This is a genomic window from Streptomyces sp. NPDC020299, from assembly GCF_044387825.1.
GTDB lineage: Bacteria > Actinomycetota > Actinomycetes > Streptomycetales > Streptomycetaceae > Streptomyces.
Genome location: NZ_JBIRWL010000002.1, coordinates 191,537 through 217,250, shown reverse-complemented (window position 1 = coordinate 217,250; position 25,714 = coordinate 191,537). Strand labels below are relative to the sequence as shown.

At 71.5% G+C, this 25,714-nt stretch carries 20 protein-coding genes; 11 read left to right on the top strand and 9 right to left on the bottom strand.

The genetic code is table 11. The features are described from left to right. Positions 1-89: 89 nt before the first annotated feature. Positions 90-1,133 (bottom strand): LacI family DNA-binding transcriptional regulator, encoded by a 1,044-nt coding sequence (locus tag ACH45E_RS05100; protein WP_361444957.1) that lies wholly within the window; start codon positions 1,131-1,133, stop codon positions 90-92. A gap of 215 nt (positions 1,134-1,348) precedes the next feature. Between ACH45E_RS05100 and ACH45E_RS05095 the strand changes: the two genes are divergently transcribed. Beyond that, positions 1,349-9,433, top strand: coding sequence for a type I polyketide synthase (locus ACH45E_RS05095; RefSeq protein WP_361444777.1), 8,085 nt, complete (start codon positions 1,349-1,351; stop codon positions 9,431-9,433). An 81-nt stretch (positions 9,434-9,514) separates the two neighbouring features. On the opposite strand, the gene ACH45E_RS05090 is transcribed toward ACH45E_RS05095, so the two are convergent. Beyond that, entirely contained in the window at positions 9,515-11,707 is a 2,193-nt protein-coding gene (locus ACH45E_RS05090) for an MMPL family transporter (protein WP_361444780.1), read from the bottom strand. Between the two features lie 234 nt (positions 11,708-11,941). On the opposite strand from ACH45E_RS05090, the gene ACH45E_RS05085 reads away from it, so the two are divergent. Then, positions 11,942-12,277 (top strand): hypothetical protein, encoded by a 336-nt coding sequence (locus ACH45E_RS05085; protein WP_361444783.1) that lies wholly within the window; start codon positions 11,942-11,944, stop codon positions 12,275-12,277. A gap of 132 nt (positions 12,278-12,409) precedes the next feature. Further along, the gene (locus ACH45E_RS05080; RefSeq protein ID WP_361444786.1) at positions 12,410-13,267 is read left to right on the top strand and encodes an intradiol ring-cleavage dioxygenase; all 858 of its coding nucleotides are present in this window, start codon (positions 12,410-12,412) and stop codon (positions 13,265-13,267) included. Positions 13,268-13,326: 59 nt separating this feature from the next. Here ACH45E_RS05080 and ACH45E_RS05075 read toward each other — a convergent pair whose 3' ends face one another. Further along, positions 13,327-14,211 (bottom strand): hypothetical protein, encoded by an 885-nt coding sequence (locus tag ACH45E_RS05075; protein ID WP_361444789.1) that lies wholly within the window; start codon positions 14,209-14,211, stop codon positions 13,327-13,329. A gap of 229 nt (positions 14,212-14,440) precedes the next feature. Between ACH45E_RS05075 and ACH45E_RS05070 the strand changes: the two genes are divergently transcribed. The 4 genes from ACH45E_RS05070 to ACH45E_RS05055 all read left to right on the top strand — a co-directional run bounded on the left by ACH45E_RS05070 (position 14,441) and on the right by ACH45E_RS05055 (position 18,281). Next, the gene (locus ACH45E_RS05070; protein WP_361444792.1) at positions 14,441-15,124 is read left to right on the top strand and encodes a response regulator transcription factor; all 684 of its coding nucleotides are present in this window, start codon (positions 14,441-14,443) and stop codon (positions 15,122-15,124) included. Between the two features lie 119 nt (positions 15,125-15,243). After that, positions 15,244-16,674, top strand: a complete 1,431-nt coding sequence (locus ACH45E_RS05065) for a HAMP domain-containing sensor histidine kinase (RefSeq protein ID WP_361444960.1) — start codon at positions 15,244-15,246, stop codon at positions 16,672-16,674. Continuing rightward, complete coding sequence (locus ACH45E_RS05060; RefSeq protein WP_361444795.1) at positions 16,671-17,270, top strand: hypothetical protein; 600 nt, start codon at positions 16,671-16,673, stop codon at positions 17,268-17,270. The genes ACH45E_RS05065 and ACH45E_RS05060 overlap by 4 nt, the downstream gene beginning before the upstream one ends. Positions 17,271-17,489: 219 nt before the next feature. Further along, the gene (locus ACH45E_RS05055; RefSeq protein ID WP_361444798.1) at positions 17,490-18,281 is read left to right on the top strand and encodes an HAD family hydrolase; all 792 of its coding nucleotides are present in this window, start codon (positions 17,490-17,492) and stop codon (positions 18,279-18,281) included. On the opposite strand, the gene ACH45E_RS05050 is transcribed toward ACH45E_RS05055, so the two are convergent. Together ACH45E_RS05050 and ACH45E_RS05045 are read right to left on the bottom strand one after the other, a co-directional pair. Beyond that, the gene (locus tag ACH45E_RS05050; protein ID WP_361444801.1) at positions 18,278-19,714 is read right to left on the bottom strand and encodes a hypothetical protein; all 1,437 of its coding nucleotides are present in this window, start codon (positions 19,712-19,714) and stop codon (positions 18,278-18,280) included. The genes ACH45E_RS05055 and ACH45E_RS05050 overlap by 4 nt on opposite strands. 251 nt (positions 19,715-19,965) lie before the next feature. Beyond that, positions 19,966-20,580 (bottom strand): lamin tail domain-containing protein, encoded by a 615-nt coding sequence (locus ACH45E_RS05045; RefSeq protein ID WP_361444804.1) that lies wholly within the window; start codon positions 20,578-20,580, stop codon positions 19,966-19,968. Between the two features lie 368 nt (positions 20,581-20,948). Here ACH45E_RS05045 and ACH45E_RS05040 point away from each other — a divergent pair, with 368 nt between their 5' ends. Further along, positions 20,949-21,926, top strand: coding sequence for a chlorophyllase (locus ACH45E_RS05040; protein ID WP_361444807.1), 978 nt, complete (start codon positions 20,949-20,951; stop codon positions 21,924-21,926). Here the strand turns inward: ACH45E_RS05040 and ACH45E_RS05035 are convergent. Both ACH45E_RS05035 and ACH45E_RS05030 read right to left on the bottom strand, forming a co-directional pair. Then, on the bottom strand, positions 21,919-22,326 hold the full coding sequence (locus ACH45E_RS05035) for a DUF3224 domain-containing protein (RefSeq protein WP_361444810.1): 408 nt from the start codon (positions 22,324-22,326) through the stop codon (positions 21,919-21,921). The genes ACH45E_RS05040 and ACH45E_RS05035 overlap by 8 nt on opposite strands. Next, positions 22,323-22,748 (bottom strand): STAS domain-containing protein, encoded by a 426-nt coding sequence (locus ACH45E_RS05030; RefSeq protein WP_361444813.1) that lies wholly within the window; start codon positions 22,746-22,748, stop codon positions 22,323-22,325. The genes ACH45E_RS05035 and ACH45E_RS05030 overlap by 4 nt, the downstream gene beginning before the upstream one ends. 158 nt (positions 22,749-22,906) lie before the next feature. On the opposite strand from ACH45E_RS05030, the gene ACH45E_RS05025 reads away from it, so the two are divergent. Then, a complete protein-coding gene (locus ACH45E_RS05025) occupies positions 22,907-23,251 on the top strand; it encodes a helix-turn-helix domain-containing protein (RefSeq protein WP_361444816.1) in 345 nt (114 codons plus the stop codon). A 17-nt stretch (positions 23,252-23,268) separates the two neighbouring features. On the opposite strand, the gene ACH45E_RS05020 is transcribed toward ACH45E_RS05025, so the two are convergent. Beyond that, entirely contained in the window at positions 23,269-23,802 is a 534-nt protein-coding gene (locus tag ACH45E_RS05020; protein ID WP_361444819.1) for a DoxX family protein, read from the bottom strand. Between the two features lie 26 nt (positions 23,803-23,828). Further along, on the bottom strand, positions 23,829-24,584 hold the full coding sequence (locus ACH45E_RS05015) for a helix-turn-helix domain-containing protein (protein ID WP_361444822.1): 756 nt from the start codon (positions 24,582-24,584) through the stop codon (positions 23,829-23,831). Between the two features lie 121 nt (positions 24,585-24,705). Here ACH45E_RS05015 and ACH45E_RS05010 point away from each other — a divergent pair, with 121 nt between their 5' ends. Further along, positions 24,706-25,266 carry a DUF2231 domain-containing protein gene (locus ACH45E_RS05010; RefSeq protein ID WP_361444825.1) on the top strand — a complete coding sequence of 187 codons (561 nt, stop codon included), beginning with the start codon at positions 24,706-24,708 and terminating at the stop codon, positions 25,264-25,266. Beyond that, positions 25,248-25,706, top strand: coding sequence for a hypothetical protein (locus tag ACH45E_RS05005; protein WP_361444828.1), 459 nt, complete (start codon positions 25,248-25,250; stop codon positions 25,704-25,706). The genes ACH45E_RS05010 and ACH45E_RS05005 overlap by 19 nt, the downstream gene beginning before the upstream one ends. Positions 25,707-25,714 lie beyond the last annotated feature (8 nt).

The window sequence follows — 25,714 nt, the reverse complement described above, 5'->3', positions numbered from 1 at the left end:
CCTTTCACAACTTACAACGTTGGAAGCGTTGGCCGTTGGCATCAGAGCATGGGTCCCGGCCGCTGTCCAGGGTCATGACAACAGACCGGTCAGCCCCCGGTGCTCTCCCGCACCATCACCCGGTGCCCGACGACATGGTGCTGCCCGGCGCCCGACTCGGGATCGTCGATGCGGTCCAGCAGCAGGGACACCGCACTGCGGGCGATCTGCTCCTTGTCGGGGGCGACCGTCGTCAGGGAGGGGACGCTGAAGCGGGTCGCCTCGATGTCGTCGAAGCCCATGACGTCGAGGTCTCCCGGCACCGGCCGGCCGGCTTCGTGCAGGGCGCGCAGCGCGCCCAGCGCCAGGTGGTCGTTGAGGCAGAGCAGGGCGTCCGGGGGCGTGTCCCGGTGGATCAGGGCGGTGGCCGCGCGGGCGCCGTCCTGCCAGTGGTACGCCCGCACCGGTGTCACGAGGTCCTCCTCGAAGGGCAGGCCGGCGGCGGCGACGGCCGCGCGGTAGCCGTCGGTGCGCAGTCGGTCGGTGCCCTGGCGGCCCCGGACGGATCCACCGATGACCGCGATGCGGCGGCGCCCGCGGGAGAGCAGGTGCTCGGTGGCCTCGCGGGCGGCGGCGACGTTGTCGATGCCGACGTGGTCGGTCGTGCCGGCCGCGGGACGTTCGCCGAGCAGGACGACGGGGAGCCGCCGGTCGCGGGTGGCGAGGTCGCGGGGCAGCAGCGACAGCGGGCTGAGGATGACACCGTCGGAGAAGTGCGCGTCGAAGCCGTGCAGCGCGGCGAGTTCACGCTCGCGTGCTCCCCCGGTGTGGTGCAGCACAAGGGTGCGGCCACGGCGGTCCGTCTCGGCCATCACGTGCTTGGCCAGCTCCGCGAAGTAGGCCACGTCCAGTTCCGGGACGGCGAGCGTGATCATCCCGGTGCGGCCCTGGCGCAGCTGGCGTCCCGCGACGTTGACGCGGTAGCCCAGGGCGTCGATGGCCTCGCGGACGGCGGCACGGGTCTGTTCCGAGACGTGCTCGAAGTTGTTGATCACATTGGAGACGGTCTTGGGTGAGACACCCGCGTACTCCGCCACGTCCTTGATCCTCGGTCTGGCCGCCACGCTGATCACCCTTCCGCCTGCCGGGATCATACCGACCCGCATCGGACGGACCCCGGGGCGATCCGATGGGCCGAACCGCTTCTCGCCCGACTTCCTTCCGAGCATTTATATCGATGTAACCACCATGATGCCCTGGTGCCGCCGCAGCTGCTGATCGTGCCGTGGGCTGCTGCCGGGTCGAGCTGTGCGGCGGCAGCGGCATGGCACCATCAACTCCCCCTGCCCATAAGGAAGAATGCAACCACGTGACGGCACGCACAGACCTCATCAGGCCGCTTCCGGAACTGCTTCGGGAGAATGCCCGGCGCTTCGGCGACAAGATCGCGTTCCAGGATTCCCGTACCAGCGTGACGTACGGGGAGCTGGAGCTCAGGACCGGACGGCTGGCGGGTCATCTGGCCGGCCTCGGGCTGCGGCACGGCGAGCGCGTCGCGGTCCTGCTCGGCAATCGCGTCGAGGTGATCGAGAGCCTCCTCGCCGTCCTCCGGGCGGGTGCGGTCGGCGTGCCGATGGATCCGCGCAGCTCCGACGGGGAGCTCGCGCACATGCTGGACGACAGCGCCGCCCGGGTGGTCTTCGCCGACCGGGACCAGTCGGTCCGGCTGCGGCAGCTGCTGGCCGAGCGCCCTGAGGTGACCGTCGTGCCGGTGGACGGGCCCGGAACGGACCGTTCCGCCGGCTACGAGGAGTTGGCCGCCACCGAGCCGCGCGTGCCCGCGCCGGACGACCTCGGACTCGACGAGGTGGCCTGGCTGCTCTACACCAGCGGGTCGACTGGCACACCCAAGGGCGTGCTGTCGACCCAGCGCAGCCGTCTGTGGTCGGTCGCGTCCGGCATCGTCGGCGTCCTCGGGCTGTCGGCCGACGACCGTCTGCTGTGGCCGCTTCCCCTCCATCACGCCATGAGCCAGCTGATGTGCTTCATCGGGGTGACCGCGACCGGGGCCGGCGCCCGGATCCTGCCGCGGTTCTCGGTGGCGGACGTGCTCGGCGAGCTGCGGCGCACGGACGCCCCGTGCACGCTGCTCGCCGGTGTGCCGACGACGTACGCCCAGCTCCTCGACGCCGTACGCGGCGAGGGACTGAGGGCGCCCGCGCTGCGCGGCTGCGTCAGCGGGGGTGCCGCGGTCACGCCCGCTTTCCAGCGGTCCTTCGAGGAGATCTGCCGCGTCCCGTTCCTCGAGCACTACGGCGCCACCGAGACGGGGCCCGCCACCATGACGGCGCCGGGCGCCCACCGTACGCCCGGCTCGTGCGGCCGTGTGGTGCCGGGCCTCAGTGCCCGGGTCGGGGGCAGCGGCGGCGACGGCGAGCCCATCGGAGAGGGCGAGTTGTGGATCAGCGGTCCTGGTGTCATGGCCGGCTATCACAACCGGCCCGAGGACACCGCCGAGGTCCTGCGCGACGGGTGGTACCGCACCGGTGACCTGGCGCGGATCGACGCCTCCGGCGAGATCACCATCACGGGCCGGGTCAGCGAGCTGATCATCCGGGGCGGAGAGAACATCCACCCGTCCGAGGTGGAGGCGGCGCTGCTGGATCTGCCGGAGATCGCGGAGGCCGCGGTGACCGGCCGCCCCCACGACGTGCTCGGTGAGGTACCGGTCGCCTATCTGGTCCCCGACCGGGCCGGCGGGCTCGACCGGAGACGGATCCTCGCCCACTGCCGTGCGCGCCTCGCCCCGTACAAGGTCCCCGCCGACCTCTACGAGGTGGCCGCCGTCCCGCGCACGGCCTCGGGAAAGCCCAAGCGGTACGCGCTCGCCGACGTGCCCGCGCGGCTGCTGGAGGCGGAGACCTCCCCGCAGGCCGGGCCCACGGCGGCGGATCTGCTGGCCCTGGTCCGCGCGGAGGCCGCCGCCGTACTCGGCTGCGGTGCCGACGAGGTGGAGCCGGGGACCGCGTTCCGGGATCTGGGCCTGGACTCGTTGTCGTCGACGGTGCTGCGCGGGCGGCTGTCGGCGGCGACCGGACTCGACCTGTCCGAAGCGGTCGCCTTCGACTTTCCGACCGCGGCCGAGATGGCCGCCCATCTCCGGGCGCGGCTGACCGGGGAGTTGACGGGCACCGCGCACACGAGCCCGCAAGGGGCCGACGGCGCCGACGATCCTGTCGTGATCGTCGGGATGGCGTGCCGCTTCCCCGGTGGTGTGGAGTCCCCCGAGGAGTTGTGGCGGCTGGTCGCCGACGGCGTCGACGCCATCACCCCGTTCCCCGCCGACCGGGGCTGGGACCTGGAGGGGCTGTTCGACCCGGATCCCGGGCGGGCCGGGCGGACATACGTCCGGGAAGGCGGCTTCCTGTCCGGTGTGGACCGCTTCGACCCCGGGTTCTTCGGTATCTCGCCCCGTGAGGCGCTGGCGATGGATCCGCAGCACCGGCTGCTGCTGGAGGTCGCCTGGGAGGCCTTCGAGCGGGCCGGGGCCGATCCCGCCACCCTGCGCGGCACGGCGACGGGTGTCTACGCCGGCATCATGTACAGCGACTACGCGGGCCGTCTCGCGGCCACGCCGGAGCACATCGAGGGGTACCTCGGCATCGGCAACGCGGGAAGCGTCGCCTCCGGCCGTATCGCCTACACCTTCGGTCTCGAAGGGCCCGCCATCACCGTCGACACAGCGTGTTCGTCGTCCTTGGTGGCCCTGCATCTGGCGGCCCAGGCGCTCAGGAGGGGCGAGTGCTCGCTCGCCCTCGCCGGGGGCGTCACGGTGATGTCGGGGCCCGGTTCCTTCGTCGAGTTCAGCAGGCAGCGCGCGCTGGCTCCCGACGGCCGCTGCAAGGCGTTCGGAGCGGCGGCCGACGGCACCGCGTGGGGCGAAGGCGCCGGCATGCTGCTGGTGACCCGGCTGTCGGAGGCGAGGCGTGCGGGTTATCCGGTACTCGCCGTGGTGCGCGGCTCGGCCGTCAACCAGGACGGTGCGAGCAACGGCCTGACGGCCCCGCACGGGCCGGCCCAGCAGCGGGTGATCCGGCAGGCGCTGGCCGACGCGCGGCTGCGGCCCGAGGAGATCGACGCGGTCGAGGCGCACGGCACCGGGACCCGGCTCGGCGATGTCATCGAGGCGGAGGCCTTCCTCGCCGCCTACGGACAGGACGGACACCGGGAGCGACCGCTGTTGCTGGGCTCCGTCAAGTCCAACATCGGTCACACGCAGGCCGCCGCGGGCATGGCGAGCGTGATGAAGATGGTCCAGGCGATGGCACACGGCGAGCTGCCCCGCACCCTGCACGCCGACGAGCCGACGCCGAGGGTGGACTGGTCGTCGGGGGCGGTGTCGCTGCTGACCCGGCCGGTGCCGTGGCCCCGGACCGGCCGGCCGCGCCGGGCGGGCGTGTCCTCCTTCGGGATCAGTGGGACGAACGCCCACGTGATACTCGAGCAGGCCCCCGCGCCGGAGCCGTCCGCCTCGGCAGCCCCGGAGGCCGGCGGCTCCACCTCCGCGGCGGCAGCCGTGCCGTTCCCGGTCTCGGCCAGAAGCGCCGAGGGGCTCCGCGCCCAAGCCGCACGCCTGCACGCCGAGTTGGCGGCGCACCCCGAAACCAGCCTGCTGGACACCGGGTTCTCCCTCGCCACGACCCGGGCCGCCTTCGAGCACCGCGCGGTGGTGGTGGCCGGGGACCGCGAGGACCTGCTCGCCTCCCTCAAGGCGGTGGCCGAGGGGCAGCGGCGACCGGGAGTGATCACCGGCGGTCCCCGCCAGAAGGGCTCTGTCGTCTTCCTGTTCACCGGTCAGGGCAGCCAACGGGCCGGTATGGGGCGGGAACTGTACGACGCCCACCCCGCCTACGCCCGCTCCTTCGACGAGACCTGCGCGCTCTTGGACCCGCTCCTGCCTCGCCCGCTGCGGGACGTGGTGTTCGCGCCGGACGGCTCGGAGGCGGGCGCCGACCTGCACACGACCCGGTTCGCGCAGCCGGCGCTCTTCGCCCTGGAGGTCGCCCTGTTCCGGCTGCTGGAGTCCTGGGGCGCGCGTCCCGACATGGTGGCCGGTCACTCCGTCGGCGAGCTGGCGGCGGCGCACGTCGCGGGGGTGCTGACCCTCTCGGACGCCTGCACCTTGGTGGCGGCACGGGGCCGGCTGATGGGCGCGCTGCCCGCCGGCGGGGCCATGGTCGCCGTACGGGCCGGCGAGAGCGAGATGGCCGCATCGCTCGCGTCTCTCGCCGGCCGGGAGCAGGAGGTGGACATCGCGGCCGTCAACGGCCCCTCCTCCGTGGTCGTCTCCGGGGACGAGAGCGCCGTGCTGGACATCGCCGCGCACTGGCGGGAACAAGGCCGCGAGACGTCACGGCTGCGGGTGAGTCACGCGTTCCACTCCCCGCACATGGAACCCATGCTCGCCGACTTCGCCGAAGTGGCCCGCGGACTCACCTACTCCCCTCCGTGCCTGCCCCTCGTGACCGCCGTGGCGGGACGAGCCGCCACGGACGAGGAGGTGAGCTCACCGGAGCACTGGGTGCACCACGTACGACGCCCGGTCCGCTTCGCCGACTCGATGCGCCACCTGCGGGAACGGGGCGCCACACGCTACGTGGAACTCGGCCCCGACGGTGTGCTGTCGGCCCTGGCGCAGGACTGTCTCCCCGACACGCCGGCACCCCTGGTCGTCCCCACCCTGCGCGGCTCCCGTCCCGAAACGGAGGCGCTGCTCTCCACGGTGGCCGCGCTGCACGCCCACGGGGTGGGCGTCGACTGGCGGGAGGTGTTCGCCGGACGCGGTGCACGGCGTACGGCACTGCCCACGTACGCGTTCCAGCGCGGGCGGTACTGGCTGGACGCCGACCGACGACCGGAATCCGCGACATCGCCGGGCACCGGACTCCATCCCTTCCTGCGGTCCGCCACGTCCACGGCGGACGACGACGGCCTGTTGCTGAGCGGACGGCTCTCGCTGCGCGAGACGCCCTGGCTGGCCGACCACTCGGTGCTGGGCACGGTGCTCCTGCCCGCGACCGCGTTCGTCGAACTGGCCCTGCACGCCGGGGTCCTGGTGGGAGCCGAGGTCCTGGACGAGCTGACCCTCACGGCACCGCTGCCGTTGCCCACCACCAAAACCGTCGAGCTGCAGGTGAAGGTGTCCGGCCCGGACGGGGACGGGCGGCGGGCCGTGGTCTTCCACTCGCGGCCGCACACACCCGCGTCCGAGGGGCCGTGGCGTCGGCATGCCTCCGGTTTCCTGGCGGGTGAAGAGCCGTCGGGCGCCGCTGAGGGCGGCGGGTCCGCCGCACCGGCCGTGCTGTCCGACTGGCCTCCGCTGGGCGCCGTACCGCTGGTCCTCGACGGCGGGCCGGCGCAGGACGGCGACGACGGCGGCTTCTACGAGCGTCTCGCGCGTGGCGGGCTGGGCTACGGCCCGGTGTTCCAGGGGCTGCGAGCCGCCTGGCGCCTCGGCGACGAGGTCCTCGCGGAAGTCGTGCTGCCGGAGGAAGGGGAAGCCGACGCCACCCGGTTCGCCGTGCATCCGGCCCTGCTGGACGCGGCGCTGCACACCATGATGCTCGGTGGGGCCACGCCCGACGACGGCGCCGGCCGGGCGGTGTCGCTGCCGTTCGCCTGGAGCGGTGTGCGCGTGCACGCCTCCGGTGCCCGCCGGCTGAGGGTACGTATGGCACCCGGGGCGGAGAACCGGGCGGGGCTGGAGCTGGCCGACGACTCCGGGAAGCCTTTCGCCACGGTTCGTTCCCTGGCTCTGCGGCCGCTTCCACGCGAGCAGGTGAGCACCGCCGCCGTGCCCGGAGACTCCCTGTTCCGGGTCGACTGGACACGGCCGGCGGACTCCTCTGCCGCCACACCCCTTGGTCCGTCCGCATGGGGCGTGCTGGGCGAGGCCGATCCGCGGCTGCTCGACGCGCTCGTCCCCTCCGGCGTCACGACGACGCGGTACGCGGACTGCGCGGACCTGGCCGCGGCGGGCGCCGCCGCACCGGCCGTCGTCCTCGCCCCGTGTCCGCGCCTCGCCGAGATCACGGACGGCACCGACCCGGCCTGTGCCGCACACCGTGCAGCCACCTGGGCACTGCGGCTGGTTCAGGACTGGCTCGCCGAGGACCGGCTGACGGGCTCGCGCCTGGTCGTCGTCACCTCGGGGGCGGTCGGCACCGGGGCCGCCGAACAGCCGCATGCGGACATCTCCGCTGTCGCCTACGCGTCGGTGTGGGGACTGGTCCGCTCGGCTCAGACGGAGAATCCGGGCCGCTTCGTACTCGTCGACGTGGACGAACACGCCCTTTCGCTGCGGGCGTTGGCGCAGGTGGTGGCGAGCAGGGAGCCGCAGACGGCCGTGCGCCGGGGAGTCGCGTACGTCCCGGGGCTGGTCCGCGCCGCCGGTACGGTGACCGGTGCGGGCACCGGCCCCGGCCGTCGGCTGGACCCCGACGGCACCGTCCTGATCACCGGAGGCTCCGGCTCGCTGGGCAGGGCCCTCGCGCGCCACCTCGTCGTCGGGCACGGCGTGCGGCATCTGCTGCTCGCGGGACGGCGCGGCGCCGATGCGCCGGGAACCACCGAACTCCGGGCCGAACTCACCGAACGGGGCGCCCAGGTGACGGTCGCGGCGTGCGACGTCGCCGACCGCGCCGCGCTCGCCGCTCTCCTGGCCGGTGTGCCTCGGGCGCACCCGCTGACCGGTGTGGTGCACACCGCGGGTGTCCTGGACGACGGAGTGATCCCCGCGCTCACCCCGGACCGGCTGGCTCGCGTGCTCCGCCCGAAGGTGGACGCGGCCCTCGCACTGCACGAGCTGACCAGGGACCACGACCTGGCGGTCTTCGCCCTGTTCTCCTCGGTGGCCGGGGTGTTCGGCTCCGGTGGCCAGGGCAACTACGCGGCGGCGAACGCCGCCCTGGACGCTCTGGCACAGCACCGCAGGAGCCTCGGCCTGGCCGGCACCTCTCTCGCGTGGGGGCCCTGGCGGCAGAGCGACGGTATGACCGCCCACCTGAACAGCGTGGATCTGCGCCGGATGGCCCGTTCCGGTTTCATCCCGCTGAGCACCGAGGAGGGCCTCGCGCTCTTCGACACCGCCGTCGACAGCCGTGAGGCGATGCTCGTGGCAGCGCGTCTGGACCCGGCGTCCTCCGCGGGCACCGGCACGGCCGGTGCGCCTCTGTCACGCGTGCCGGGCCGGGAGACCGCCCGCCGGAAGCCGGCCGCGAGCACCGAACCCCACGGTCGTGGTTCGCTGCACCGACGGCTGGCCGCCGCATCCGCGAGCGAACACGTATCCCTGCTGCTGACCGCGGTACGCACCGAAGCGGCCGCTGTGCTCGGCCACAGCGCGGGGCCGTCCGCGATCGACGCGGACCGTACGCTGACCGAGCTGGGCCTCGACTCGCTGGCGGCGGTCGAACTGCGCAACCGCCTCGAGACGGTGACGGAACTGTCCCTGCCGTCCACCCTGTTGTTCGACTTCCCCACGCCTCGTGCGGTCGCCACCCACCTCGGGGAACGGTGGTCCCAGACCAACTCGGCAACCCTGGGCACCGCCGGCCACGCGCCTGCCGCGACCCCATCGGTGCCCGCCGACTCCGTCTCCGCGCTCTTCCGTGCCGCGTGCGCCGCCGGTCGGACGTGGGACGGCATGGCACTGCTGACGGTCGCCTCCCGGTTGCGGAAGGTCTTCGACAGTGCCGAGGCCCTCGGGGCTCCGCCCAAGGCCGTCACGCTCTCGGCCAAGGGCGCCGCCGGGTCCCGGCTGATCTGTTTCCCGGCACTCAGCGCGCTCTCCGGGCCGCACGAGTACACCCACTTCGGCCGGGACCTCCAGGGGCTGCGACCGGTCTCCGTACTGCCGCATCCGGGATTCCTGCCGGGCGAACCGCTGCCGGCCACGCTGGACACCTTCGTGGCCGCGCAGGCCGCCGCCGTTCTCGCCTGCGCGGACGGCGAACGGTTCGCCCTGTTGGGCCGCTCGGCCGGCGGCTGGGTGGCACACGCCGTGGCCGAGCACCTGGAACGCGCGGAAGCCGGCCCGGCCGCCGTCGTCCTGATCGACACCTACGGGTCCGGCAGTGACGACGGGCCCGCTCTCACCGCGATGACAGCCGGAATGCTCGACCGGGCGGCACAGTTCGCCTCCGTCGACACCGACCGGCTCACCGCGATGGCCGGCTATCTGGAGCTCTACTCCGGCTGGGCACCGGCCGCCCTGGCGGCTCCCACGCTCTTCGTCCGGGCGAGAGACGGCCTGCCCGGCACCGAGCCGCCCGCGCCGTGGGGCCTGCCGCACTCCGAAGTCACCGTGCCCGGTGACCATTTCACCGTCCTGGAGGAGCACGCCCCCACGACCGCCGCCGCCGTCCACGACTGGCTCGGCGCCCGGTCGTCCTGACCCTCCACGCACCACGGGCGCCCGTGGTCCCGGGTGGGACCGCGGGCGCCCGCGATTCCGGCACGCGCGCCGGTGACGTTCCTAGCCGCGGCGCACCGACGGATCGTGGGCGGTCTCGTCCCGGTCCTCGTCGGAGTCCCGGCCGGAACCGATGGATCCGGAGGCCGCGGCTGCGGCCCCTTCCTCCGCCCGGTCCCCGTGCCCCGGCCACCACGCCGCGTGGCCGATGAGCGCGGTGAGGCTCGGAGTGAAGAACATCGCCATGACGAACGCGGCGACCGCGATGCCGAAGGAGACCGCGAAACCCATCTCCGTGAGCAGCGCGTTGCCCGCCAGCATCATCGTGGCGAAGGTCGCCGCCAGGATGAAGCCCGCCGCGGCCACGGTCGGCCCGGCATGCCTCAGCGCCATGCCGGCCGCCTCACGCGGATCGCGGCCTTCCCGGGCCTCCTCGCGGAGCCGGGCGATCATGAGGATGTTGTAGTCGGTGCCGATGGCGACCACGAACAGATACATGATCACCGGGAGCATGAACATCAGACCCGAGTGTCCCTGCCCCTCCTGGAAGATCCATACGGTCGCACCCAGGGTGGCGCCGAAGCCGAGACCCACGGAGGCGATCAGGTACCAGGGGGCGACCACGCTGCGCAGCAGCAGCCCCAGGATGACCATGATCAGGACGGCGGCGACGGGGAAGACCGTCCGGTAGTCGTGGGTGACCGCGGTGTCGATGTCCTTGTAGATCGAGGACATGCCGCCGACGACGGCTTCGGTGCCGTCAGGGGCGTCGGAGTGCGCGACGTCACGCACCCTGCCGACGGCGTCGATCGCCTTGTCCGTCGAGGCCTCGTACTTGAGCGTGACGGTGAAGTCCGCTGTGGTGCCGCCCTTGTTGACCTGGGTCATACGGGCGCTCGCGACGCCGTCCACGGCACCGAGCTTCTGCGCGTACGCGTCGAAGCCGGACTTGTCCAGCGGCTTGCCGTCGGCACTCGACAGGTAGACGTCGGTGGGCGCCGCGGCACCCGCCGAGTACGCCTTCTGCATCTTGTCCTGGACGACCATGGACTCCTTGGTCTTGGGCATGGACCCCGCCGCAAGGTCGAACGTGGCGTTGAACCCGAGCGTGCCCAGCGAGAGCACGAGCAGGACGAGGCCGGATGCCACGGCGGTCAGCGCCGGGCGGCGCTGCACACCACGGCCGAGGGCGGCGAAGCGGGCGTTGTCCGGCTCCTGCCGCCAGGACTTCGAGGGCCAGAAGACCTTCGGCCCGATCAGCGAGACCACGGCCGGGATCAGGGTCAGGCCCGCGATCAGAGTGACGCTGACCGCGATCGCCAGCGCCGGGCCCATCTGCTTGAGGAAGCCCAGCGTGGACAGGGACAGCGCGAGGAAGGCGATGATGACCGCCCCGGCGGCCGAGGCGATGGCCTCGCCGACCCGGGCGACCGCGTTGATCATGGCCTCCTTGGGCTCGTCACCGGCACGCAGGCGTTCGCGGTATCGGAAGATCAGGAACAGGAAGTAGTCCGTACCCACGCCGAAGAGCACGACGATCAGGATCGACGAGATCGAACTGTTGGCCTGGAGATCGAACAGCTTGGTGGCGTACGAGATCAGCCCGTTGGCGATGGCCGACACCAGGCCGATCAGGATCAGGGGCAGCACGGCCAGGATCGGCGCCCGGAAGATGATCAGCAGGGTCACCAGGATGATGGCGAAGGTGCCGATGCCGATCAGCGCCTGGCCGCGCTTGGACGAATCCTGCTGGTCGAGGGCCTGCGCGGCGGAGCCGCCGAGCTTGACGTCGAGCTGCGTTCCCTTGGCCAGTGCTTTCGCGTCGTCGCGCAGGACCTTGGCCGCGTCGGCCTGTTTGGGCTGGCCGGCGTTCTTGCTGTCCATCTGGACCAGGGTCATGGCGTACCTGCCGTCCTTGGACGGCTGGCCGGGGACGACCTTCTGCACCTGGTCGATGTGCTTCTTGCCCAGTTCGGTGGTGATCCGGGCGACGTCCTTCTGGTCGGCGGCGGTCAGCTTGCCGCCGTCGGTGCGCTGGTACAGCGCGATCGCGGACGGGGTGAAGGCGCTGGGGAACGCCTTCTGCTGGAGATCCGCCGCTTTGATGGATTCGTAACTCTTCGGTAGGAAACTGCTCTCGTCGCTGTTCGAGGGCAGGCTTGGAGCGGTGGCGACGATCGCAACCGCCGCGATCAGCCATGCAACGATCGTCCAGACGGGATGTCGGACGACGGTGTTGCCAATACGTCGGAACATGCGGGAGGGTCCTCCTGGAACAGGAAGATCACCGCAACCTGGGGAGCGGACCCTGGCATCGGCGACCCCGACCGGCATAGGGCCGGCCGAACGGTTGTCTTGAGCTCCGATCGTAGTGACCGGACGGAAGATCATTCCATCAGGCCGCGGCATGGCCCTGCCAGAGATTTTCGAGCCTCTGAGACTCCTCAAGTCGCTTGGCATGCGTGGAACACGACGGTCACGATGATCCACATGACAGGATTCGCGGGACTGAACAAGAAACACAACTTCGTGCTGCTCATCCGGGACGCGGACGTGGTGGCGGCAGCCCTGCGCCAGGCGCTGGCCGACGCCTCGTCCGAGGAGCGCCCGGGCCTGGAACGCGCCGCCGCACTCGTCGAGTCCACCGCCGCCGCGAGCGAGCACCAGCTGCGCGCCCGCTGGGTCCGCTCCCGGCTGGCCGCCGTCGGCTTCACGGGGGACATCACCTCGGTCGCGGCGGTGAAGGCGCTACGCCAGGCGGAGCCGAAGCTGAGCCTGCTGGCGGCGGTGCAACTGCAGAAGGAGGCGGTGGCCCACCCCGAGTGACGGCATGCCGTCCGGGACACGCGGAATGCGTCCCAACTTCCCGAAGCTATGCGGCAGTTGGGGGCCATGTCCCCAGCCGGCTCACAGCACGTTCCTCATGCTTTCTTCAGGTGCGTCTCTACGTTCGTGGCCATGACAGACAACGCCTCCGCAACACCGCGGTCACCTGAACCAGAGCTCTCCGACTCCTCCGGGCCCGCTCGGCATCGGCGGGACAAGGGCGTACAGCGACGGCGCGTCCTCATCGGCGGCGGCGGTATCGCCGCGGCCGGTGGGCTGGCGGCCGCCGGGTTCGCCTCGGCCAGCACCGACACCAGCACGGCGGAGACCGACGCCTCCGCCACCACGACCGCCACCAGTTCGGCCTCGGCGGGCGTCTGCACCCTCAACGCCGAGGTCACCGAGGGCCCGTACTCCCTCTCGGGCGCCCTGGTCCGGGAGGACATCCGCGAGGAGAAGGAAGGCGTGGAGGTCCAGTACACCTTCACCGTCGTCGACACCGCCAACGACTGTTCCCCGCTGGCGAACGCCCTGGTCGAGATCTGGCACTGCGACTCCCTCGGCGAGTACTCCGGTTTCGTCGGCGGCAACGGCCACACCGAAGACGACAACGGCACCTTCCTCCGGGGCGGCCAGATGTCCGATTCCGACGGGCAGGTGAACATCACCTCCATCTGGCCCGGGCACTACGTCTCCCGCGCCGTCCACGTCCACATGCGGGTCCACACGGACGTGACGCTCACCGACGACTCGTACACCGGCGGGGAGGTCATCCACACCGGGCAGCTGTTCTTCGACCCGGACATCAACACCGAGGTCCAGGCGTCGTCCCCGTACTCGGACAACACCACCAAGGAGACACAGCTCGAGGACGACACCATCTACGACGACGGCGGCGCCTCCTCGGGCCTGCTGACGCTGACCGCGCTCGGCGACAGCGTCTCCGACGGCTACAAGGCGACCCTCACCGTCGGCGTGAGCACGTCGTAGCCCTCTCCCGGGGCGGCCCTGTGCGCGGGGCCGCCCCACCGGCATGCCGTCGCATCGGCTCAGTCGTCGTTTCCCGCTTTCTCTCTCGGCAGGAACGTCTGGCGTGCCCAGAGACTGAGCATCACCGTCCCGCCGACCAGCAACGGCACCGGGTCGCGGGACAGCGGAGCCAGCGCGTACCCCAGCGCCGTGACCGTGCAGACGGTCAGGGGGATGAAGGCGGCGGCGCCCTCTATGCCGAGTTGCAGCGTCGGTTGACCGGCGACCAGAACGCTCGCCCCGCCGGGCACCCAAGGGCCGGCGGAGAGCAGCAGCAGCCCCGCGGTGTCGCAGGTGTCGACCAGTTGACAGGACATCACCTCGCAGCCGCTCGAGCCCATCGTCCACAGTCGCAGGCTGTCGCCGACCAGCGTGAGGGACAGCCCCACCGCTCCCACCCACAGGGTGACCCGCTGGTCGCTGCGTACGAGCCGGCGCAGGGCGAACAGAAAGCTGAGGAACACCACTTCCGCGGCCCAGAGGACCCCGACCATGCCCGTCCCCAGCCGCCAGCCGTCACCGGCCTCCCGCAGCACCACCCAACCCGTCATGAACACCGACCCGGCTGTGACCACCCCGTCGAACAGGCGCCGCAGGAGTACGTTCCGGCCCGCACCGGCGTCGGCCGCGACCACCAGGCCGGCCATCCCCAGTCCGACCGCCAGGGTCACGCCGGTGATCACCACCGAACCCAGCGCGTTCCGTTCCCAGGACCGGGGGTGGGCCGACAGCACCTCGACCGCGCCCCGGTACACACCCCCGGATGCCGCGGAACCCGCCAACAACAGCAGGCGTTTGCGGACCAGGCCGCCCGCGCCGCAGGCACGGAGCAGCAGAGAGGCCGTCAACACCCAGCAGCCGATGGACGGCCCGCTGTCCACCATCCGTGCCGCCAACCCCACCATCCGGTGCGCCTTTCAACCGGCCCCCCGCCCGCAGAGCCTCCTCTGCGGCCGGCGGATCCACGCTGAGACCGTAAAAGATCTACCGCCGGCGCCGAACGGAAAAGCCGCCTCATTCACTCGTACTGCGTAAACCCCTCAGCGGTCGGCCGTGCGAAGGCCGGGAGTTGGGCCATATGATCATCCGGTAACAGTTTCTCGGCCTGCCGGATCCCGCAGGGATACTGAGCGCATGCCACGGGTTCTGCTGATCGAAGACGACCGGGCCGTGCGGGAGGGCGTGGCCCTCGCGCTGCGCCGCCAGGGCCACGAGGTCGCCGCCGCCGACACGGGGGAAGAGGGGCTGAACGTCCTGCGGTCCTTCCGGCCGGACGTCGTGGTACTCGACCTGATGCTGCCCGGCATGCCCGGCCTGGACGTGTGCCGTGGGATGCGCGCCCTCGACCAGACACTGCCGATCATCATGGCCACGGCCCGGGGCGACGACGAGGACATCGTCGTCGGGCTGGAGGCCGGGGCCGACGACTACGTGGTCAAGCCCGTGCAGGCCCGGGTGCTGGAGGCGCGTATCCGCGCCGTGCTGCGCCGTGCGGCCGCGGTACCCGCCGCCGACGGCGGTCTGCCGAAGCTCGACACCTACGGGGACCTGACCGTCGACCGGGCCGGTTTCTCGGTGACCTTGCGGGGTGCGCCCGTCGCGCTCGCCCCGTCCGAGCTGCGGGTCCTGCTGCTCCTGTCCGCCTCGCCCGGCCAGGTGTTCAGCCGGCAGCAACTCCTGGAAGCGGTCTGGGAACACAGCTACCACGGGGACGCGCGTCTGGTGGACGCCTGTGTCAAACGGCTGCGCGCCAAGCTGGGCGAGCCCCGCTACATAGAGACCGTGCGCGGTTTCGGCTACCGGTTCGCCTCCCTGTGACGCCCCTGCCGAAACCCCACGCACGAAGGCTGCTCGGAGCCCGCGCCAGGGTCCCGCAACTGCGCGGCCTGCGCACCCGGTTGGTCGTGGCGTTCGCGCTCGTGGCCGCGCTGACCGCCATGACCACCGGTGCCCTGACCTTCCGTGAGGCGCGCACGGGCGTGCTCCAGCAGAGCCAGGACACGGTGATCAGCCGGCTGCGCGCCCAGGTGAACCGGCTCGCCCCGACACTGAGCCTGCCCTCCAGCAAGGCCGGGCTCCAGGTTTTCGCGGTCAACGTGGCCGCGGCCGAGCCGTCCGGGACCTGGCGCGTCCTGGTCACCTATGGCGGCCTGAAGGCGACCTCCGTCCCCGGTGACCGGTTCGAGGAACTGACGCCGGACCTGCGCGAGGCCGTGAACTCCAAACGGGCCACCGTCTTCCAGCGGGTGGACAGCGGCGATCACACCGCACTCGTCGTCGGCATGTCGGTTCTCTTCACCGACCGTGCCACCTCCTCGGGCCTCCACGTCTTCCTCACGGTGCCGCAGACCACGGAACAGGCCTACGTCGACGCCCTGGTCACCGCCGTCGAACGGGCCGCCGTGCCCGCCCTGGCGCTGGCCGTGCTGCTCGCGCTGCTCGCCGCGCGTGGGGTGCTGCGGCCGGTACGGGCGCTGCGCAGCGCCACCCGCAGCATCGCCGAGGGACGGCTTGACACCCGGCTCGCCGTCAACGGCTCCGACGAACTCGCCGATCTGTCGCACACGTTCAACGAGACCGCCGCCGCCCTGGAGGAGTCGGTCGCGGAACTGCGCGACATGGAGGCCCGTGCCCGTCGGTTCGCCGCGGACGTCTCGCACGAACTGCGCACCCCGCTGGCCGCCATGTCGGCGGTCACCGACGTCCTCGACGAGGACGCCGCCCGCCTCGACCCGGACACCGCCACGGCGGTCCGCCTGATCAGTGAGGAGACCGTGAAGTTGGCCCGCCTGGTGGACGACCTGATGGAGATCTCCCGGTTCGACGCGGGCGCGGCGGTGCTGCACCTGGACGAGATCGACCTCGCCGAGTCGCTGCGGCGCACCCTCGCCGCCCGCGCCTGGACCGACTTGGTGGACGTCCGGTTGCCGCCACCGGACGCGTTGCGCGGACGCGTGGACCCGCGACGGCTCGACGTCGTGGTCGCGAACCTGGTCGGCAACGCCCTCCGGCACGGCGCCCGCCCGGTCCAGCTGCGCCTGCGCCGGGGCGGGGAGGCCGGTGCGGGCCACCTGGCCGTCATCGAGGTGCTGGACAGCGGGCCCGGTATCCCCGAGAGCGTGCTGCCCCATGTCTTCGAGCGTTTCTACAAGTCGGACGCCGCCCGCACCCGCACCGAGGGCAGCGGCCTGGGGCTCGCGATCACCGCCGAGAACGTCCGCGTGCACGGCGGCACCATACGCGCCGGGAACCGGCCGGAGGGCGGTGCCGTCTTCACCGTGGAACTTCCGCTGCGCAGGGAGGATCCGCCTCGTCCGCCCCGGGTCGAGCCGCCGAAGGGCGCGGCGCCGCGGGGAAGCCGGTCATGAGAGGCGTACGCCGGTCCGCGTCGCTGATCCTTCCGGCGCTGTGCGCGCTCGCCTCCTGCGGCATCCCCACGACCGGGGTGGTGGAGGCGGGCGGCCCTGCCGACGGGGTCGTGGCGACGACATCGGTCTACCTCGTGGCGGACCGCACGCTGGTCCCCGTCCCCCGCCAGATGGCCAGCGCGGTCGGCGTCGAGCCGGCCGTGCGGCTGCTGTTCCAGGGGCCGACCGAGAAGGAGCGGCTCAAGGGACTGCACACGCTGCTGCCACTGCTGCCGTCCACTGCGGCCACGTCCATTCCCACGGACACCCCCACGGATGCCCGCACCGACACCCCGACGGACGACCCCACCCACGTCCGGCCGGAAGCCACCCCCGCCTCGGACCCGGTGAAGGTGACGTCGAACGACGGCCACGTACTCATCGAACTCTCCGTGCCCACGGCCAGGCCGGCCGGTCTCGCCGCTTCCCAGCTCATCTGCACGGCCGTCGCGGCGCAACGCGTCGCCGACCCCGGGACCGAACCGCTGCCGGTGACCGTCACGGACCCGGACGGCCGGCGCACCGAGGGAACCGGAAAGCAGTGCCCCGGCGGCTAGGGCCTGTTGCGAAAGTCCCTCCCCCAGCCTTCGGCCGGGAGGGGCCCTCAGCCCGGCGACGCCCGGCACGCACTCTCGCCGCACCGGACGCCGCCGGGCCCGCCCTTCGGGCGGACGACGGGATTTTCGCAACAGGCCCTAGAAGCGCGCCTCTCCGCACGGCAGTCGTCACCCGGGCGGGCCTGAGACGGAAGGGCTCACCGCGGGAAGACATCCCAGATGCCTGTGATCTTCTTCGACATCGGGGCGACCCTGGCGGATGCCCGCGTGGAGCCCGACGGCTCGCTGTCACTGCTGCCCCGGCCGCGTGTCATCGCCGTCCTCGACGCCCTCGGCGAGGTGCGCAAGGGCATCATCTCCAACCCCGGTTCGGGGGACGGCGCGGCCGCACGGGCTGCCGCGGCCCTGCGAGAGGCGTTCCCCGGCCGTTTCACGGACGCGGGTCTCGTGCACTGGGGTGCCAAGAACAGCCGCAAGCTGTTCGACCAGGCGGTGGCGAGCACAGGGGGTGTGCCCGCCGACGGCTGTGTCTTCGTGGGGGAGGACCCCGACGAGCGTGCGTTCGCGCGGGAGGCGGGGATGCGCAGCGCGCCCCACCCGGTGTTCGCCTTCGCCGCGCTGGACGGCCGCCCCGTGTTCCGGGCGCGGATCGAACTGCCGGACGGCCGGGACCTGCCTGAGCTGACCGCGGCCGTGAACGAGACCGAGGCCGTTCCCGAGAGCGCCGTCTCCGAACGGCCGGTGCTCGCCATGGTGACCGCACGCGGCGCCGAAGCCCTTGAGCGCGGCGGTTTCACGGTGGACCTGCGCAGGCCGGTGGACGGTGGCGCCGCGGCTGCCGGTGCGGACGACGACGCCGAGCGCCGGGCGGCCGACAAGTACATCAGCGACCTGCTGGCCCGCGGTGAGGCGGTGTTCGAGGGCGAGGAGCCGACAGCCAGGACGACGCATGTCGTCACACGCGAGGACGACGGACGGCTGACCGTCCGTCGTCTGCGCTATTTCAGCTAGTCGAAGCACCTCCGGACCAGAGAGAGGCCCTCTCCGGTCGTCGCGGGCGCGATCTCGTGGGTCTTGAGCCGGTTCGGGCTGACGTCCGCGAACGCCGCGTCGGAGCGGTGCTCTTCGGGTACGTGGACCCGGCCGCGACGGAAGAGGTCCTCGAGGTACGACGTGGCGACCAGCTCGGGGTCGGCGGGCCGCACCGTGCCGCCGGCGGGATCGGAGCCGGCGATGCCGAACCGCCGTTCCTCCGCCGGGGCGGCGAGCGTCAGGGGCTGGGTGATGCCGTACATCGTCCCCTGGATCGTGACGGCGGTCGTGCCCTGGTCGTCGCCACCGCCCGGCACCGCCTCGGTGATGCCGGCGCTGCGGCGTGCCACCTCCGGTCCGGTGATGGACGTGGCGGCCTCCATGGAGAGGATGCCGTGGCGGATGAACGCCGAGCGCAGGGCCTGCCCGTACCGGCCGCCGTTGCGGCGCTGGTCCGCGGCGATCATGTGACCCGCGATCTGCGCGTAGTAGCCGGACACCACGGGCGCGGCCACCACGGCGTCCACCAGCAGCTGGCCCGCGATCTCGGCTGCCGCCCCCAGACCGGCCTGGTCCTGAAGGTCCTGCATGTGGAAGATCCCGGCGACGACCTTCAGGAACGCCCCGCTGAACACCCTGGAGAACGAGTGCGGCTCGCTGGAGAGCGAGTTCGCGGGTGCGCTCGGCGGCAGGTGCACCGGGTCGGTGTAGAAGAAGCTGTTCGACAGGTTGCGCAGGCAGTCCGGGTCGACCGCGCTCGGGTGCCCCTGGCGGATCGCCCAGCCGAGTTGTTCGGCCACCCGCGACACCCGCGAGGACAGTTCGAGGTCGCCCTGGGTCTCGGCCAGTACGGCGGTCCGGAGGGACTCCAGGCGGAGTGAGCTCAGCAGGGAGCTCATGTCCCCGAACGCTTCGTGCAGGGCGTCCGCCTCGGCGCTCGCCACGTTGAACAACTGAGGACGCAGGGCATCGAGGACCGCGTGACCCGTCTCGTGCTCGACGACCTCGGAGCTCTCGCACGCGGCGACGGTCACCCCGGCCACCGTGTGGCGGAAGAAGAACAGGCCTCTGCGGTTGTAGAAGGCGTTGAGGTCGTCTCCCGCGTTGAGGTGCGCGGTGAGTGCGCGTCCGACCATCGGATGCCACTGGGTTCCCGCGGGTACCAGCGGACCCCAGGTCTGGCAGGCCCTGCTGAGCGCGTCGGCCGCCACCCAGTAGCGGAACGCCTCTGTGCCCGGCCCGGCGCTGTCCGGCTGCGGCGCCGGCTCGGCTATGGCCGTCGGGAAGGGCTGTGTGTCGAGCTGGGGAACGGGATGCGGCACGGGCATGTTGACGTGCGTGGGGGGAAATCCCGGGTCGTCCTCGTAGACCAGAACCTTCTGGATCATGGCTTGCTGTTGCTGCACCGTCATGGCGGCTCCCTGAGCGGGGAGAGATGGGGGGATGGTGGAGTGCACCACAGGGAAACTCTTGACCAAGAGTCCCTCGTGTTCAGTACCGCGCCCTGCGAGGCAGCTGTCAATCCGACCAGAACCCGTTGGCGACCAAGTGGGTGACGGTGAGCGAAGGACACGGCGCGCCACCGTGGAGGGCGGCGCGCCGTCAGCCGTGCGCACCCGAGGTGACCGACCGGCGAGTCAGCGGTCACCAACGGGCAGGCCGCCTACCGGCGGTGGTCACCGTGGTGATGGTCACCGTGGTGGTGGCCCTCCTCGCGGTCGCCGTCGCGGCGGCCGTCGCGGTGGCCGTCCCAGCCGCGGCCGCCCTCGCGGCGCTCGCCGCCCCAGCGGTCGCTGTCATGGCGGTGGTGGTCCCGTCCCCAGGAGAAGGCGTCGACGAACCGGCCGTGGTCGTCGCGCAGGGTGGCGGTGTCGGAGTTCTCGTCCCACACGTGGTTCCGCCGGTCCTGGTACAGATCCGTGGCACTGTCCCGGCCGATGCCGGTGTGGACGCGTACCGTCGCACGGCCGGCCAGCCGTACGTAGCGGAACGTGTAGCTGTGGCCTTCCTCGTCGGACAGCGTCCAGCCGTCCAGGTCGACGCCGCGGCGGCTGTTGTTGGTGACCTCCACCCACTCCCGGTTCAGGGAGTGGCGGGAACGGTCCTCCCGGGCCGGAGAGACGTGCTGTACGTCGCTGATGACCACGCGGTCACGGTCGGAAGGCCGCTGGTGGTGGTCGGCGGCCGACGCGGGCAGCGCCACCGCCCCCACCACGGCCGCGGCGACAGCCGCGGCGGTGGTCAGACGGCGGGTGGTCACAGAAACGGATACGGACACGGGGGTCCCCCTTCTCAGGGTTCGGAGCACACCTCCGGCGAGCGGTCTGCTGCCGCGGCGCCGACGGGTGCTCGGTGCGGGTGGCGGCCGGGTGGCCGCACACCGACACCTTGCGGCCGGACGCGGGCGACTTTCGGGATGCGCGACGCCTGTTACGAATTGCCCATATTCACGTGACTCTCGCCTGTATCGCCCAACCATTTGGGACATGCCTGGACATGGCGAGACCTCAAGGATCGACATCCACGACGGGGGTCACGGTCACCCGAAAGTGAGTAACAGCCGGCGCCGGCGCCCATTGCTAATCGGAACGCTGTTCCGTATATTAAACGGAACAGCGCTCCGCTTCTGGCAAAGGAAGGCACATCATGAGCGAGTCGACTCACACCGCCGATACCATCAGCTCACCGGTCCCCGTGCTCTCGGTGAGTCCGGTGGTGCTGTCCACTCCCGGCCGGCCCGTGGACCTCCAGGTACGGGTTTCCGCACCCGTGACCGGCGACGAGCTGCCGGTCATCCTCCTGTCGCACGGGCAGGGCCACTCGAACCACCTCTCCTCGCTGAACGGCTACGCGCCACTCGCCGACTTCTGGGCCGCGCACGGCTTTGTCGTGATCCAGCCGACCCATCTGAGCTCCAGGACGCTGAGCCTGGCTCCCGGCACACCCGGGGCGCCTCTGTACTGGCGATCACGGGCCGAGGACATGAAGCGCGTCCTCGACCGGCTCGACGCCATCGAGGCCGCCGTCCCGCAGCTGCTCGGCCGCCTGGACCGGAGCAGGGTGGCCGTGGCCGGTCACTCGATGGGCGGGCACACCGCGAGCCTGCTGCTGGGCGCCCGGGTCACCGATCCGGACGACGGAACGGCACCGGACCTGGCCGATCCCCGGATCAAGGCGGGTGTACTGCTCGCCGCGCCCGGCAGGGGCGGCGATGCCGTCACCGGGTTCGTGGCCGAGAACTACTCGTTCTTCCTGACCATGGACTTCTCCGGGATGGCGACACCCGCGCTCGTGGTCGCCGGCGACAAGGACGCCTCCACCCATCTGACGGTCCGTGGCCCGGACTGGCACACCGACCCGTACCACCTCTCCCCCGGCCCCAAGTCCCTGCTCACCCTGTTCGACGCGGAGCACGGGCTCGGCGGGATCTCCGGCTACGACGTGGCCGAGACCACGGACGAGAACCCCGAGCGAGTGTCCGCGGTCCAACGGCTCACCTGGGCCTACCTGCGCTCCGAGCTCTTCCCCGGCGATCCCGCCTGGCAGGCGGCGTGTGACGCGCTCCCGGCAGGACCCGACCCGCTCGGGCGTGTCGAATCCAAGCCCGGTGACGTACTCAGGTGAGCGAGTAGTCGAGCCAGATCCGGTGGGTGCCGTCCGTGTCGATCGCGATGCCGCCGGTACCGGAGATCCCGGCCAGTTCCCCGGTGCCGCTCGACGGAACGATGGTGAAGAACTCTGCGGTGCGGTCGCCGCCGGACGTGGTCGCCGAGTGCACGAAGTTGAAAGCGCCGCCGCGGCCGTGCAGCGCGCCTTCGAACGACTCCATGGCCACGTAGGTGCCGACCCCGGTCGCCTGGTCGAACGCGGCGGTGAACAAGGTCGCCGAGCGACCCGAGACCTCCCCCTCGAAGCGTTTCTCCATTGTCGCGACACCAACCGGAAGGCCGGTGGTCACAGCCGGGGCGGGCGTCAGGCCGGTCGGGGCGAAGTCGCTTACGGTGAACGTTCCAGCAGCTCTCATGGGCCGACCGTACCGATCCGGTCCGACAGTGGGCCCGGGGGCTCGAACAGTTCCCCGGCTCCGGTCAGGTCGAGCAGCCGCTCGACCATGGGACTGCCGGCACGGATGGTGATGGTCTTGCCCTGCTCTAGGGCCCGATGGCGCAGGGTGAGCAGAATGCTCAGGCCGGCGCAGTCGCAGAAGTCCACCGCGCTCAGGTCCAGGGTGATCCCGTCGACCGAGCGGCTGAGCACGTCGTCCAGGTCACCCTGGAGCCACCGGTCGGCGTCGAAGTCGAGTTCGCCCCGGACCACCACGCTCATCCGGGCGCCGTCCTGCTGGACGGCGACCGTCGCCCGGCACGGCACGAACGGCGCGCCGCTGTCCGCACGTACGACGTCCCGCGCGATGAGGGGCTGCGCCCGCGGCGCAGGCTCCGGCATGTCCCTCTCCTCCGCCCGATCCCTCTGCCTGTTTCCCTCGGCCTGATCGCCAGCCTCCGGCTCCAGGCTCTCCCGATCGACCCATTCCCGTCAACCAATACATGAAAAACAGTACGTGCTTTTGAATGCCTGAATGTCCGGCCGGTAAGCTGACAGCCATGGACGGAGTGCCCGAACCACACACCGGATGGACCTTCATCACCAACCACGCCCGGGTCCTGGCGGCAATCGCCGACAATCCCAGCACGCGCATCCGCGACATCGCCGCGCACTGCCGCCTGACCGAGCGCGCCGTCCAGAAGATCATCGCCGACCTGGAACGCGACGGCTATCTCTCCCACACCCGGGAGGGGCGCTCCAACAGCTACCGGATCGACCCCAGCAAGATCCTTCGGCACCCTGCCGAAGCCGGGCTGACCGTGGCGGCACTGCTCGCCCTGCTCATCCAGGACGAAGCCGCCCGCGGCACGCTTCCCCACCCCCACGTCACGGCGGAGTCCTGACGGTCACGCCCCAACGGTCACAGCGCCAGCACGACCGCCGCGCCAAGCCCTCCGGCCCCGAGGGCGAACGCACCGGTGCGTACGGTTCCGCGGTGCCACGGGAAGGGACGGTCGAGGGAGATGCGCCCCGGCCCCACCCCCGCGATGGCGAGCGCGGAGGCCGCGATGCACATGGGGTGTTCCAGGCCGCCGTCCATGGACCACAGCCCATGGGAAGCGGTGACGGCCATGGCGTTGATCATCACTCCGACGGCGGCGGCCGCCAGCGGGGTGAGGAGTCCGGCGGCCAGACCGAGCCCGCCCAGCAGTTCACCGGTTCCGGCCAGGCCGGCGTGGAAGGTGCCGGGGTGATAGCCGAGCTCCGCGAGCTGTTTGCCGGTGACGGCCAGTCCCGGCCCGCCGAACAGGCCGAAGAGTTTCTGTGCGCCGTGCCCGGCGAGCACCAGCCCCACGGTGAGCCGCAGAATCAGGATGCCGAGGTCGGCGCCGTATGAGTTCAGGAAGGCGGTCCGGGCGTCGGTGTCCGACCGCCGTTCGGTCGGCGGTCTCATGACGATGCCTCTTCCGTGCTCAGAGATTAAGCCAACGGCTTCTTCCTTTTTTCGGGGCTCTCGGCGGCGCCGGGGCCGAGCCTGACGCAGCATTCTCCGGGTTCGGGGGCCAGGACCGCCCGCACCCCGGTGATGCCGAGGCCTTCGAGGTAGCCGGTGAGGAAGGCGTGGTTCATCCCGCACACCAGGTCGGGGGCCTTGGCGGCCAGCGGGTGGAACGGGCAGTTGCGCAACCGCAGCCGGGTGGGGGTTTCGCGGACGGGTTCGTAGCCGTGCAGGTCGAGCATGCGCTCGCAGGCGGTCAGACCGCGTTCAGGGCCCAGGCGGCCGGGGCGGGTGCGGTCCCGTTCGGCTTCGCCCATGTCCCGGCCGCGCCGGCCGGCGGCCCGGACCGCTGCCTGCGCGGCGTTCTCGCCGGCACCCTCCGTCAGGACGGCGTCCAGCAGGAGGTCGGCCAGGAGTTCGTGGCGCCGGTCGGGGATGTTCACCGTGATCTGGGCATCGGTGGGTTCGTAGACCTTCGGCTGCCTGCCGACCTTACGGATCCCACCGGGCGGGTCGTAGTGCGCGCGCAGCAGACCGGCGTCGACGAGCTTGTCGAGGTGGAAGGCGGCGAGCTTGCGCGAGATGCCGACGCTGGCGGCGGCCTCATCGCGGGTCACGGCGCGGCGGGCGCGCCGGATGAAGGCGAACATGCGTCGCCGCGAGTCCTCGCCCAGGACGCTGACGGAGTCGATCGCGGCGCCGGCCGCGTCGGCCGGCGAAGTCGGGTCTATGGCCACGAGACCACGGTAACTCCTGCGTACGTGGGTCCTGCGTGGTTTGCGACGTCATGAGCTGCATACCTTGACGTTCTCGCGCAATAAGACCAAGCTTTATTGGTGAAAAGGAAAGGAGTCAGCGATGGCCAGTGAGTCTCAGCTTCAGGCGAAGCGGCCGACCAGTGCCGCGCTCGCCGGTCCGTACGGTCATCCCTTCCATCCGATCCTGGTGACGGTGCCGATCGGCGCCTGGGTGGCCGGCCTGGCGTTCGACATCGCCTCGCACGTCGTGCGCCGTCCGGCCTTCCTGACCGAGGGCTCAAAGTGGCTGATCGCGGTCGGGGTGATCGGCGCGCTGCTCGCCGCCATGGTCGGATTCCTCGACCTGCTCGGGATCCCCGCCGGGACCCGGGCGTTCCGCACCGGCCTGGTGCACATGGCGTTGAACCTGCTGGTGACCGCCGCCTATGTCATCAATTTCCTCTGGCGCCACAGCGGCTACACCGACGGCGGCAGCGTCGGCCTCGGCCAGCTCGCCCTGTCCGCCGTCAGCCTGGTGGTCCTGGGCGTCTCGGGGTTCCTGGGCGGCAAGCTCGCCTACCGCTACGGCGTGCGCGTCGCCGACGAGAGCACCCAGGCAGAGGGATACGTCTCACCACACGCTCCATCACTCGGGAGTTCCCCATGGACATCGCGGCACTGATCGCCTGGCTGGTCACAGCCCTCGGCGGCTTCTACATGCTGGGCACCTGGATCCAACGCGGGGGGATCCGGCAGCAGCAGTCCGGTGCGAGCCGTCTGCCCGCGCCGGTGGTCTTCGGTCATTTCGCCCTGGCCGCGATCGGCCTGGTGGTGTGGATCGTCTACGTGGTGGCCGACAAGAGCGGCCTTGCCTGGACCGCGTTCGGTCTCCTGCTGCCGGTCGCCCTGCTGGGATTCGTGATGCTGGGCCGTTGGCTCCCCGTCTACCGCGGCCGTGCCATGGCCACGGCGGCGCCGGGCGCCGCGTCCACGCCGGTGACCGAAGAAGCCGTACCCGCCGAACGCCACTTCCCGCTGCCGGTGGTGCTGGCGCACGGCCTGTTCGCCGTGGTCACCCTCGTCCTGGTGCTGCTCGTGGCCCTCGGTATCGGCGGTGGCTGACATGACCG